The organism is Enterococcus sp. AAFC-DPL-5182, from assembly GCF_058216605.1.
In genome coordinates this window covers 3,193,590-3,205,377 of the sequence record NZ_CM177101.1, presented here as the reverse complement: position 1 = coordinate 3,205,377, position 11,788 = coordinate 3,193,590, and the positions used below count along the sequence as shown (strand labels likewise).

General features: G+C 38.9%; 8 protein-coding genes, 25 tRNA genes and 1 rRNA gene. All 34 read left to right on the top strand.

Going from position 1 to position 11,788, the window contains the following annotated elements; all coding sequences use genetic code 11:
* Positions 1–87: 87 nt before the first annotated feature.
* A 5S ribosomal RNA gene (gene rrf, locus AC4BB7_RS15120) occupies positions 88–203 on the top strand.
* 14 nt (positions 204–217) lie between these two features.
* A tRNA-Val gene (locus AC4BB7_RS15115) sits at positions 218–290 on the top strand.
* 6 nt (positions 291–296) lie between these two features.
* Positions 297–369, top strand: a tRNA-Lys gene (locus tag AC4BB7_RS15110).
* 12 nt (positions 370–381) lie between these two features.
* Positions 382–463: transfer RNA gene (locus AC4BB7_RS15105), tRNA-Leu, on the top strand.
* Positions 464–498: 35 nt separating this feature from the next.
* A tRNA-Thr gene (locus AC4BB7_RS15100) sits at positions 499–571 on the top strand.
* An 8-nt stretch (positions 572–579) separates the two neighbouring features.
* Positions 580–651 (top strand) — tRNA-Gly (locus AC4BB7_RS15095).
* Between the two features lie 14 nt (positions 652–665).
* A tRNA-Leu gene (locus AC4BB7_RS15090) sits at positions 666–751 on the top strand.
* A 10-nt stretch (positions 752–761) separates the two neighbouring features.
* Positions 762–835, top strand: a tRNA-Arg gene (locus tag AC4BB7_RS15085).
* A 10-nt stretch (positions 836–845) separates the two neighbouring features.
* A tRNA-Pro gene (locus AC4BB7_RS15080) sits at positions 846–919 on the top strand.
* Positions 920–929: 10 nt separating this feature from the next.
* A tRNA-Ala gene (locus tag AC4BB7_RS15075) sits at positions 930–1,002 on the top strand.
* Between the two features lie 18 nt (positions 1,003–1,020).
* Positions 1,021–1,094, top strand: a tRNA-Met gene (locus tag AC4BB7_RS15070).
* A 20-nt stretch (positions 1,095–1,114) separates the two neighbouring features.
* Positions 1,115–1,188: transfer RNA gene (locus AC4BB7_RS15065), tRNA-Ile, on the top strand.
* A gap of 37 nt (positions 1,189–1,225) precedes the next feature.
* Positions 1,226–1,315: transfer RNA gene (locus AC4BB7_RS15060), tRNA-Ser, on the top strand.
* 134 nt (positions 1,316–1,449) lie between these two features.
* Positions 1,450–1,523: transfer RNA gene (locus AC4BB7_RS15055), tRNA-Met, on the top strand.
* A gap of 55 nt (positions 1,524–1,578) precedes the next feature.
* Positions 1,579–1,652, top strand: a tRNA-Asp gene (locus AC4BB7_RS15050).
* Between the two features lie 12 nt (positions 1,653–1,664).
* A tRNA-Gly gene (locus AC4BB7_RS15045) sits at positions 1,665–1,735 on the top strand.
* A gap of 4 nt (positions 1,736–1,739) precedes the next feature.
* Positions 1,740–1,813: transfer RNA gene (locus AC4BB7_RS15040), tRNA-Ile, on the top strand.
* 20 nt (positions 1,814–1,833) lie between these two features.
* Positions 1,834–1,921: transfer RNA gene (locus AC4BB7_RS15035), tRNA-Ser, on the top strand.
* Between the two features lie 9 nt (positions 1,922–1,930).
* A tRNA-Glu gene (locus AC4BB7_RS15030) sits at positions 1,931–2,002 on the top strand.
* An 18-nt stretch (positions 2,003–2,020) separates the two neighbouring features.
* Positions 2,021–2,110, top strand: a tRNA-Ser gene (locus tag AC4BB7_RS15025).
* A gap of 51 nt (positions 2,111–2,161) precedes the next feature.
* A tRNA-Met gene (locus tag AC4BB7_RS15020) sits at positions 2,162–2,235 on the top strand.
* A gap of 56 nt (positions 2,236–2,291) precedes the next feature.
* A tRNA-Asp gene (locus tag AC4BB7_RS15015) sits at positions 2,292–2,365 on the top strand.
* A gap of 14 nt (positions 2,366–2,379) precedes the next feature.
* Positions 2,380–2,452 (top strand) — tRNA-Phe (locus AC4BB7_RS15010).
* Positions 2,453–2,469: 17 nt separating this feature from the next.
* Positions 2,470–2,540: transfer RNA gene (locus tag AC4BB7_RS15005), tRNA-Gly, on the top strand.
* Positions 2,541–2,552: 12 nt separating this feature from the next.
* Positions 2,553–2,626 (top strand) — tRNA-Ile (locus AC4BB7_RS15000).
* An 11-nt stretch (positions 2,627–2,637) separates the two neighbouring features.
* Positions 2,638–2,709 (top strand) — tRNA-Glu (locus AC4BB7_RS14995).
* A 254-nt stretch (positions 2,710–2,963) separates the two neighbouring features.
* Positions 2,964–3,803: a BglG family transcription antiterminator LicT gene (gene licT / locus AC4BB7_RS14990; RefSeq protein ID WP_490483558.1), complete on the top strand. Its 840-nt coding sequence runs from the start codon at positions 2,964–2,966 to the stop codon at positions 3,801–3,803.
* Between the two features lie 148 nt (positions 3,804–3,951).
* Positions 3,952–5,853 carry a beta-glucoside-specific PTS transporter subunit IIABC gene (locus AC4BB7_RS14985; RefSeq protein ID WP_086314260.1) on the top strand — a complete coding sequence of 634 codons (1,902 nt, stop codon included), beginning with the start codon at positions 3,952–3,954 and terminating at the stop codon, positions 5,851–5,853.
* 75 nt (positions 5,854–5,928) lie between these two features.
* Positions 5,929–7,362 carry a 6-phospho-beta-glucosidase gene (locus tag AC4BB7_RS14980; RefSeq protein WP_086314259.1) on the top strand — a complete coding sequence of 478 codons (1,434 nt, stop codon included), beginning with the start codon at positions 5,929–5,931 and terminating at the stop codon, positions 7,360–7,362.
* Between the two features lie 16 nt (positions 7,363–7,378).
* On the top strand, positions 7,379–8,200 hold the full coding sequence (locus tag AC4BB7_RS14975) for a histidine phosphatase family protein (RefSeq protein WP_490483557.1): 822 nt from the start codon (positions 7,379–7,381) through the stop codon (positions 8,198–8,200).
* 132 nt (positions 8,201–8,332) lie between these two features.
* Entirely contained in the window at positions 8,333–9,094 is a 762-nt protein-coding gene (locus AC4BB7_RS14970) for a tyrosine-protein phosphatase (RefSeq protein WP_490483556.1), read from the top strand.
* Between the two features lie 27 nt (positions 9,095–9,121).
* Positions 9,122–9,604 (top strand): nucleoside deaminase, encoded by a 483-nt coding sequence (locus AC4BB7_RS14965; RefSeq protein WP_490483555.1) that lies wholly within the window; start codon positions 9,122–9,124, stop codon positions 9,602–9,604.
* A gap of 170 nt (positions 9,605–9,774) precedes the next feature.
* On the top strand, positions 9,775–10,092 hold the full coding sequence (locus AC4BB7_RS14960) for a cupin domain-containing protein (protein WP_490483554.1): 318 nt from the start codon (positions 9,775–9,777) through the stop codon (positions 10,090–10,092).
* A gap of 22 nt (positions 10,093–10,114) precedes the next feature.
* Positions 10,115–11,752 carry a peptide ABC transporter substrate-binding protein gene (locus tag AC4BB7_RS14955; RefSeq protein WP_490483553.1) on the top strand — a complete coding sequence of 546 codons (1,638 nt, stop codon included), beginning with the start codon at positions 10,115–10,117 and terminating at the stop codon, positions 11,750–11,752.
* Positions 11,753–11,788 lie beyond the last annotated feature (36 nt).

The window sequence follows — 11,788 nt, the reverse complement described above, 5'->3', positions numbered from 1 at the left end:
AATAAAAAAGTTTTTCGGAATGTTTGATTACTACTTCAATCCAGTTTTGAGTGAATAATCACTCAACTTAATAGCAACAACACCCAGTGTGGTGGCGATAGCGAGAAGGATACACCTGTTCCCATGCCGAACACAGAAGTTAAGCTTCTTAGCGCCGATTGTAGTGAAGGGTTTCCCTTTGTGAGAGTAGGACGTCGCCACGCTAAAGTGTTGTCTTGGAGGTTTAGCTCAGCTGGGAGAGCACCTGCCTTACAAGCAGGGGGTCGGCGGTTCGATCCCGTCAACCTCCATTTTTTGAGCCGTTAGCTCAGTTGGTAGAGCATCTGACTTTTAATCAGAGGGTCGCAGGTTCGAGCCCTGCACGGCTCATAGAAATATTTTGCGGGTGTGGCGGAATTGGCAGACGCACTAGATTTAGGATCTAGCGCCTTACGGCGTGGGGGTTCAAGTCCCTTCACCCGCATTTTTAGTCTCGTTTTAATACTAGGCGATTATAACGCCGGCTTAGCTCAGTTGGTAGAGCATCTGATTTGTAATCAGAGGGTCGAGGGTTCAAATCCTTTAGCCGGCATCCAGACTGCGGAAATAGCTCAGTGGTAGAGCACCACCTTGCCAAGGTGGGGGTCGCGGGTTCGAACCCCGTTTTCCGCTTAGCTTGTTCTTTCGCCGGGGTGGCGGAACTGGCAGACGCACAGGACTTAAAATCCTGCGGTGAGTGATCACCGTACCGGTTCGATTCCGGTCCTCGGCATAGAAATGTAGCACCCATAGCTCAACTGGATAGAGTGCTTGACTACGAATCAAGAGGTTAGGGGTTCGACTCCCTTTGGGTGCATTTGTAAATACGGGAAGTAGCTCAGCTTGGTAGAGCACTTGGTTTGGGACCAAGGGGTCGCAGGTTCGAATCCTGTCTTCCCGATTTATTTTGTGGGGCCTTAGCTCAGATGGGAGAGCGCCTGCTTTGCACGCAGGAGGTCAGCGGTTCGATCCCGCTAGGCTCCATTAGTACTTTTATATTTTCGCGGTGTAGCTCAGCTGGCTAGAGCGTCCGGTTCATACCCGGGAGGTCGGGGGTTCGATCCCCTTCGCCGCGATATTTCTTTTTAAGAGCCAAGGACCTTTAGCTCAGTTGGTTAGAGCAGACGGCTCATAACCGTCCGGTCGTAGGTTCGAGTCCTACAAGGTCCATTGTAGTGACGATATAATTAATAGTACTTTTTATTTCGGAGGATTACCCAAGTCCGGCTGAAGGGAACGGTCTTGAAAACCGTCAGGCGGGTAAAACCGTGCAAGGGTTCGAATCCCTTATCCTCCTTTACTGAGAATCACTGTGATTGGCTTTGCCAGAACAGATGATGAACAGTACTTGGCGAACAAAGTGAGCGAAGTATCCTTACTAGAAATCACCAAGGATAACACCTTTATATAGTCAATAAAGACTATAATTATCGCGGGGTGGAGCAGTCAGGTAGCTCGTCGGGCTCATAACCCGAAGGTCGTAGGTTCAAATCCTGCCCCCGCAATTGCTTTTAATATTTAGTTAAAGGCGTAAGTAATAAAGTGATGCAATACATTTTTGGTTTGGTAGTTCAGCTGGTTAGAATGCCTGCCTGTCACGCAGGAGGTCGCGGGTTCGAGTCCCGTCCAGACCGTTTTAAAGTATTGCGGGTGTAGTTTAGTGGTAAAACCACAGCCTTCCAAGCTGTTGTCGCGAGTTCGATTCTCGTCACCCGCTTTATGGGCCTATAGCTCAGCTGGTTAGAGCGCACGCCTGATAAGCGTGAGGTCGATGGTTCGAGTCCATTTAGGCCCATTTTTTTAAATTATTTTCTTGGGGAAGTACTCAAGTGGCTGAAGAGGCGCCCCTGCTAAGGGTGTAGGTCGGGAAACCGGCGCGAGGGTTCAAATCCCTCCTTCTCCGTTTCATAGCGGCCCGTTGGTCAAGCGGTTAAGACACCGCCCTTTCACGGCGGTATCACGGGTTCGATTCCCGTACGGGTCATTTTTTAATATTTATACCGGAGGATTACCCAAGTCCGGCTGAAGGGAACGGTCTTGAAAACCGTCAGGCGGGTAAAACCGTGCAAGGGTTCGAATCCCTTATCCTCCTTATTTTGAAATTTTAAGTTCTTAGATACTTGAAATAGTCAAATACTATTATCGCGGGGTGGAGCAGTCAGGTAGCTCGTCGGGCTCATAACCCGAAGGTCGTAGGTTCAAATCCTGCCCCCGCAATTGCTTTTAGAGTATTTAAAAGCGAGTGTAACATAGTGATGCAATACTTTTACCTTGGTTTGGTAGTTCAGCTGGTTAGAATGCCTGCCTGTCACGCAGGAGGTCGCGGGTTCGAGTCCCGTCCAGACCGTTTCATTAATTTTTGGCGCAGTAGCTCAGTTGGTAGAGCAACGGATTGAAGCTCCGTGTGTCGGCAGTTCGATTCTGTCTTGCGCCATTTCAAAGAAGAAACATGCGGGTGTAGTTTAGTGGTAAAACCACAGCCTTCCAAGCTGTTGTCGCGAGTTCGATTCTCGTCACCCGCTTTTTTTCTTTAAGGGCCTATAGCTCAGCTGGTTAGAGCGCACGCCTGATAAGCGTGAGGTCGATGGTTCGAGTCCATTTAGGCCCATAAATTCAAAAGGCCCGTTGGTCAAGCGGTTAAGACACCGCCCTTTCACGGCGGTATCACGGGTTCGATTCCCGTACGGGTCATGTATTCAAAACATTTTGCTAACGGCGGAATGTTTTTTTATTTTTTTAAAAATAATTTTATGAAAACGTTGACATCATTGCTGTAATAAGGTATTCTATGCTTGTACACAACAAGTAAATAAATGGATAGTGATTGTTTAAATACAAGCTAAACCTAATTTTTCCAATGAGGAGGAGATTCTTCTTTTTTGGAAAGGTTGGGTTTTTCTTTTTTTACAATTAAAGGAGATAGATGCGAAGAAGGGAGTGAAAAGATGATTATTCAAAAAATTTTGAATAATAATGTTGTGATTACGTTGGATGTGAATGAACAAGAACAAATTGTGATGGGACGTGGTATTGCATTTAAAAGAAAAATTGGCGATTTTATTCCAGAAGAACAGGTTGATCAAATATTTTGTTTGGCTAATCAGGATGTTTCATTGAAGTTTCAAGAGTTGTTGGAAGAGTTGCCTTTAGAAGTAATGCAGTTATCGGATGAAATTATTAAGTATGCCAAGACAAAACTTGGTAGAAAGTTAAACGATACGATCTTCATTTCTCTAACCGATCATCTTCATACAGCTTTAGAACGAATAAGGCAAGGAATAGAAGTGAAAAATTTTTTGCTATGGGACATTAAACGTTTTTTTGCAGATGAATATTTTATTGGCAGTAAGGCTGTAGAGATGGTCAAGGAAAAATTTGATGTACAACTAACTGAAGATGAAGCTGGATTTATCGCTTTACATCTGGTCAATGCGGAGATGGATGAAGAAGTTGGCAATGTTTATGCACTAACAAAAATTATGCAGGAAATTACGAATATTGTTAAATACCATTTCAAGATTACTTTTAATGAGGATTCTGTCTATTTTTATCGTTTTAGTACTCATTTAAAATTTTTCGCTTACCGTTTATTAAATCATAAAGAATTTCATGGTGAAGATGATGGAGAATTGTATGAAGTAATCAAGAAAAAGTATCGTAATGCATATAATTGTGTAAATAAAATTTCTGAGTTCTTAACTGAAAGTTATCACTATAGTGTTTCTAAGGAAGAGAAAATGTATTTGATCATTCATATTGCACGGGTAGTGCATACGAATCGTTAGCAAGGTTACTAAATCTTAGCATAGATTACGAATAGGATGAAAGGTGGGTAGGATTATCAACAAAAGAAAAAATTTGGATAGTGACATTAAGTTGGCTAAACCTTCAAAAGTAAAGTATTAAAAAAACGAAACTTTGGAGGAACAAAAAATGGGAAAATATCATGATTTAGCAGAAAAGATTGTTAACAATGTAGGTGGAAAAGAAAATATTAATAGTTTGACGCATTGTATTACACGCTTACGTTTTAAGTTGAAAGATGAATCAAAAGCAAATGACGATGTTCTAAAAAATATGGACGGCGTTGTGACTGTAATGAAGAGCGGTGGACAATATCAAGTGGTAATTGGGAATCATGTACCAGCCGTTTATGAAGATGTTGTAACTATTGCTGGGATTTCAGCAGATGCAGAGCAAGAGTCATCTGGGGGCAATCTATTCAATCGGTTGATTGACATTTTAAGTGGGTGTTTCCAACCATTCTTAGGAGCGTTAGCTGCAGCAGGGATGGTAAAAGGTTTAAACGCATTACTTGTTTTCTTGAAATTATATTCAGCTACTTCTGGAACTTATACAATGTTAAATGGTATTGGTGATGCGATATTTTACTTCATGCCAGTGATTTTAGGTTATACAGCAGCTAGAAAATTCAATTTAAACCCAATGGTGGGTATTGTGATTGGGGCAGCTCTTTGTTACCCTACAGTGCAAGGAAGCGCCTTACAAGCAGCATTTGAAACAACTGCTGGGGCTGGTGCAGCAGCGCCTTATAGTTTATTAGGCTTACCTGCTTATGATACATTTTTAGGTATTCCTTGGGTAGGTGCTGGTTATACGAGTAGTGTTGTACCAATCATATTCATTGTTGCTTTTGCAGCACAAATTCAAAAACTATTCAAAAAACTTATTCCTGAAGTTGTTCAAACTTTCTTAGTACCATTCTTTGTATTATTGATTGCATTACCAGTTGGTTTCTTAGTAATCGGTCCAATCATCAGTATGTTGACAGATTTACTAAGTGCTGGGTTCCAATCTTTGATGGGCTTCTCACCAGCATTATATGGCGTTATTCTTGGTTTCTTCTGGCAAGTATTGGTTATTTTCGGTTTACACTGGAGTGTTGTACCACTAGCTATTATGCAAATTACACAAGAAGGAGCAAGTCAAGTATTGGTTGGTTCTTTTGCAGCAAGTTTTGCACAAACAGCAGTAGTTATGGCAATGTTCTTTAAATTAAAAGATGCAAAAATGAAAGCGCTATGTCCTCCAGCAATCATTTCTGGAATTTTTGGAGTAACTGAGCCTGCAATTTACGGTATTACTTTACCAAGAAAAACACCGTTCATTTTTTCAATGATCGGAGCAGCAGTTGGTGGTTTGTATTTAATGATCAATGGGGTAACTTCTTATACAATGGGCGGATTAGGAATTTTCGGTGTGTTAAACTTTATCAATGGTGATGATGCGAGTGGAATGATTCATTCTTTCGTTGCAATCTTGATTGCTGTTGTAATTGGTTTTACATTAACATTCTTCTTCTGGAAAGATGATACAGTTGTAGAAGAAGTAACTGAAAATAAAAAAGCTCAAAAAGCAATAAAAGAAGCCGTTTTAAGTCCAGTTAAAGGACGTGTTTTACCATTAAGTAAAGCAAGTGACCAAGCATTCGCACAAGGTGCTTTAGGAAAAGGTGTTTTGATCGAACCAACAGAAGGCGTTGTTAGAGCACCATTTGATGGCACAGTTATGACATTATTCCCAACATTACATGCGATTGGTTTGATATCAGATCAAGGGATGGAATTATTGATTCATATCGGTATGGATACAGTTCAGTTAGAAGGAAATGGTTTTGAAGGAAAAGTAGCACAAGGCGATAAAGTGAAAAAAGGACAAGTCTTAGTTACATTTGATATCGAGGCGATCAAAGCAGCTGGTTATAGTGTTGAAACACCAGTGATCGTTACTAATACTAGTGACTATTTAGATATCGTTGAAACACAAGAAGGTGAAGTAACTTCAAACGATACATTAATTACTGGATTAACTTAAAAAAATAGATGAGAGTGGAACCTGCAGTAAGACAGGATAGTTTTACTGCAGGTTTGGAAAGAAAGGAATTTTGAAATGGCATTTAGAAAAGACTTTTTATGGGGCGGCGCAACAGCTGCCAATCAATGTGAAGGTGGCTATAACGAAGGCGGACGTGGGTTAGCGAACGTGGATCTTGCCCCTGTTGGACCAGATCGTTTCCCAGTAATCACTGGTGAAAAGAAAATGTTTGCTTTTGATGACGAACATTTTTACCCAGCCCAAAATGCAATCGACATGTACCATCGCTATAAAGAAGATATCGCGTTGTTTGGCGAAATGGGCTTTAAAACCTACCGTCTATCGATCGCTTGGAGCCGTATTTTCCCTCTAGGAGACGAAACAGAGCCGAATGAGGAAGGGTTGAAGTTCTATGAAGATTTGTTCAAAGAATGCCGCAAACACAATATAGAACCCCTTGTAACCATTACTCACTTTGATTGTCCTATGCACTTAGTGGAAAAATATGGTGCATGGCGCAGTCGTGAAATGGTTGGCTTTTACGAAAATCTATGTAATGTGATTTTCAATCGTTATAAAGGCTTAGTAAAATATTGGTTAACATTCAACGAAATCAATATGATTTTACACGCACCATTTATGGGGGCTGGTCTTTATTTTGAAGAAGGCGAAAACAAAGAACAAGTCAAATACCAAGCAGCTCACCACGAATTATTAGCAAGTGCGATCGCAACGAAAATCGCTCATGAAGTCGATCCAGAAAACCAAGTCGGCTGTATGTTAGCGGCTGGGACAAACTATGCGTATACATGTAAACCAGAAGATGTTTGGGCAGCTCGTAAAGCAGACCGTGAGAATTTCTTCTTTATCGATGTCCAATCTCGCGGAGAATATCCAGCCTACGCTCTTAAAGAATTAGAACGCGAAGGCATTGAATTACCGATTGAGGATGGAGATCTAGAACTACTAAAAGAACACACAGTCGATTTTATTTCATTCTCGTATTACTCATCACGTGTACAATCGACGGATCCAGCAATCAATGAAAAAACAGCTGGCAATATTTTTGCCTCAGTGAAAAACCCATACTTGGAAGCAAGTGAATGGGGCTGGCAGATCGATCCACTAGGCTTGCGTACAACAATGAATGACTTATATGATCGTTACCAAAAACCATTATTTATCGTTGAAAACGGCTTAGGAGCAGTGGATACACCAGATGAAAACGGCAATGTGATCGATGATTATCGTATTGAATACCTGGCAGCACATATCCAAGCGATGAAAGATGCGGTAGAGCTAGACGGAGTTGATTTACTAGGTTATACAACATGGGGCTGTATCGATTTAGTCTCTGCTGGAACAGGCGAAATGAAGAAACGTTATGGCTTTATCTATGTCGATCGTGATAACGAAGGCAATGGTACGTTGAAACGTTCGAAGAAAAAATCATTTGATTGGTATAAAAAAGTCATTGCGACAAATGGGGAAGATTTAACGAACGCGTAGAAAAGGTGGGAATAAAATGAAAAAGCTAACAAAACTGATAGGGGTTTTAATGTTAGGATTATTAATAGTTGCAGGGTGCGGTAATGGTAACGCAAAAAAAGAGGACACATCAACTGCTAAACAAACACCAGAAGAATTGACATTATATATCGTCCGCCATGGGAAAACAATGTTGAACACCACTGATCGTGTTCAAGGATGGTCGGATGCTGTTTTAACTAAAGCGGGCGAAGAAGTCGTAACAGCAGCTGGTATTGGTTTGAAAGATATTGATTTTCAAAATGCGTACAGTAGTGATAGTGGTCGTGCCATTCAAACAGCTAATCTAATCGTAAAAGAAAACACAAAATCATCTGACTTAAAAGTCATTACAGATGAACGATTAAGGGAATTCAACTTTGGAACCTATGAAGGTGATTTGAACCACACTATGTGGCAAGATATTGCAGATGATCAAGGGATTACCTTAGAGGAATTTTTGAAAAATATGACACCAGAATCTTTTGCCAATAGCGTAGCTAAACTAGATGCTAAAAATGTAGAAGAAGCTAAAATCAACTGGCCGGCAGAAGATTATAAAACAATTACGACAAGGCTGAAAGCAGGTCTAGATGAAATCGTTGAAAAAGAAATGAAAAATGAAGGCTCAGGCAATGTTTTGATTGCATCACACGGACTAAGTATTTCTGCATTACTTGATACATTGTTTGACGACTTTAAGATTCCAGAAGGAGGCTTAAAAAACGCAAGTGTTTGTACAGTAAAATATAAAGATGGAAAATACACATTAGATAAAGTCAATGATCTAAGTTATGTTGAGGCAGGACAAAAAAAGTAGAATAAAATTAAGCTGCAGAGAATAGTCTTATTATCAAAGTCAGCTTCATTTATGCAAAAATTCGATCAAAGAAACATTTTTGATCGAATTTTGTGTATAATAAGAACAAAAAGAAGGAAAAGGGATAAAATTATGGTGACTATTACAAATTTCCGTGATATCGGCGGAATCAAAAACAAAGAAGGCAAACAAGTTAAAAAGAATGTTTTTCTAAGATCAGGAGAGCTATCAAATTTAACAAAAGACGATGAGCAACGTTTAGAAGCGAACTATCGTTTAGGGAAAATCATCGATTTGAGAAGTGAAGCTGAGGTAGAAGAAAGACCTGATATGTCTGTTCCTAAAGCAGAATATATCCATATTGATATTCTGGAGGATATCCAAGATGAAGGAGCTTCAATCGAGGATTTTGTTAAAATTGGATCACCAGAAAAGTCAGCTTCTTATATGGAAAAATTATATGCGGATATTGCTTTAAACACAACTTCACAAAAGGGATACAATAAATTTTTTGAAGAAATCTTAGCTTTGCAAAAACAAGAAAGCATTTTATTCCATTGTTTTGCTGGAAAAGATCGTACAGGAATTGCAGCTTTATTAGTATTAGAAACACTAGGTGTACCGAGAGAAGCAATTTATGCAGATTATCTATTAACAAATGAGTTAAGAAAAAAAGAAAATGCTCAAATTTTAGAACAAGCAAAGAAAGTGCAACTGGAAGCTGCTAATTTAGAAGCATTGCATGTTGCTTTAAATGTAGATAGCAGTTATTTGGATAATTTCTATCAGACTGTAGAAGCACAGTATGGTGATATTTCAACCTATTTAAAACAAGCAATTGGTATTGATAAAGGGATGAAAGAAACATTGAATCATCGTTTTGTGTTAAATTAGAACGTATGGAAAGAAAAGGAGTTAGTTATGACAAACAATCAACATATTGACTTATTAAAGCGCTGTGTCGACATTTCCCGCAATGCTCGAGAACATGGTAATACCCCTTTTGGTGCATTATTAGCTGATAAAGAGGGAAACATTCTTTTAGAACAAGAGAATATTGAAATTACAGAAAATATTTGTACAGGACACGCAGAAACTACTTTAGCAGCAAAGGCTTCACAGAAATATAGCAAAGAATTTTTATGGGAGTGCACGTTGTATACGACAGCTGAACCCTGTGCAATGTGTACGGGAACAATCTATTGGGGCAATATCGGAACGATTGTATATGCAATGACCGAAAAACGATTACTGGAACTAACTGGTGACAATGAACAAAATCCAACCTTTGATCTGCCTTCAAAAGAAATATTAAGCCATGGACAAAAAAATATCCAAGTGATTGGGCCATTTCCAGAAATAGAACAAGTTGCTGCTGCAGTTCATCAAGGTTATTGGAATTAATTGGAAATGTAGAAATGATTCGTTTTTTTGAATCATTTCTGTTTTTTTATTTTATAAATCAATTAAAAAGTAAAAAGTCAGAATTTTCTAAAATGTTATTGACTTATGAGTGAGTTAAGGCAATAATAGATAAAATCACCTATAAAAAATAGAAGGAGCTGGTATAAATAATGATCATCAAACCATCGCTACCGCAAGAAATGACGATTTTTTTCGATGCAGAAAATCAGCCGAATGAAAATGTCCAAATGGGCGTAATTGTCCTACAACCAGGAGAAAAAAGACCATTAGAAGGATTTGCAAGACATGATCAAGATGAGTATTCTTATGTTGTTTCGGGAGAAGCTCATACGATTTTAGAAGACGGTCAAGATTTAATAGGAAAACCTGGCGATGCTCAATTGATCGAATCAGGAGAAGGACATATCAACTACAATGACGGGGAAGAAGCGGCAGTTGTCGTTTGGATGTTAGTTGAACGCACATAAAACAAACATAGGGGAGAAACGTATGAAAAAAATAGTCAAATCAGTCATTGGATTAGCAGTGATAATGACCATCATTTCGGGATGTTCTGGCGGTAAAGAAGCAAAACAAACACAAGAAATGAAACCATTGAATTTAATGTCACCTTCAGAATTAACTACGTTAGATACGTCTGTTATGCTGGATTTTCCAGATGCAATCGTCCAAACGGCAGCTTTTGAAGGGTTGTACGCACTGGATGATAAAGATCAACTAATTCCAGCAGCTGCAAAAGAAATGCCTAAAATTTCTGAAGATGGTAAAACTTATACAATCAAGTTAAGAGATGATGCTAAATGGAGTAATGGTGATCCAGTGACAGCAGCAGATTTTGAATATGCTTGGAAAAAAATGATCGACCCTAAAAATGGGTTTGTTTATAGTTTCTTAGTAGTAGATACGATTTTAAATGGGGAAGAAATTTCAGAAGGAAAAAAAGCTGTGGATCAACTTGGAGTCAAAGCAATTGATGATCAAACACTAGAAGTAAAGCTAAAAGAAGCAAAACCATATTTTACCTCAGTTCTTGCTTTTCCAACATTTTTCCCGCAAAATCAAAAATTCGTTGAAAAAATGGGAACGGATTACGGAACAACGAGTGAAAATGTTGTTTATAATGGACCATTTACTGTAGAAAACTGGAAACAAACAGATTTAAGTTGGGATCTAAAGAAAAATGAAACATACTGGGATCAAGCAAATGTAAAATCGGATAAAATCCATTATGAAGTAGTTAAAGAAGCATCAACTGCAATGAATCTTTTTGAAGATGGGCAGCTCGATGTAGCGACCATCACAGGAGAATTAGCGAAACAAAATCAAAGCAATCCAAACTATCATTCTTACCCAACAGCAACGATGAACTATATTCGTTTGAACCAAAAACGCAAAGGCAAAGATACTCCTTTAAAAAATGAAAATCTAAGAAAAGCCTTAGCTCTGGGAATTGATAAAGAAAACTTAGTCAATAATATTATTGCAGATGGATCAAAGCCATTATATGGCGCTATTACCAAAGGCTTTGTAAGTAATCCTGAGACAGGTGTAGACTTCAGGGAAGAAGCTGGAGATTTGATGACTTATAATAAAGAAGAGGCACTGAAATATTGGGCATTAGCCAAAAAAGAGTTAGGCGAGAAAATTACGCTTGATTTAATGGTAACAGACGATGGCTCTTACAAAAAAATGGGTGAAAGTCTTCAAGGCAGTTTAGAAAAACTATTTGATGGTTTGACAATCAATATGACAGCATTACCAACGGAGACAGCATTAAATCTTAGTCGTGAGAGTGACTATGATATGTTCTTGATTTACTGGACACCAGATTATCAAGATCCGATTTCTACACTGAATATGTTGCGAACAGGAAATGATCGTAATTATGCCAATGAAAAATATGATGCCTTGTTAGATGATGCCTCACAAAAATATGCGACTGATCTAGAAGAACGCTGGGAAACATTGATCGCCGCTGAAAAAGAAGGCATTGAAACTACAGCAGGAATGATTATTATCAGCCAAAATCAGCAAGCAGTTTTACAAAATGAAGACGTTAAAGGACTAAATTATCATACATTTGCATCGCCGTTAACCTTAAAAAATGTATACAAAAGTACTAAATAATAATAGCGCTAAAAGCCTTTCAAAAAGAAAGGCTTT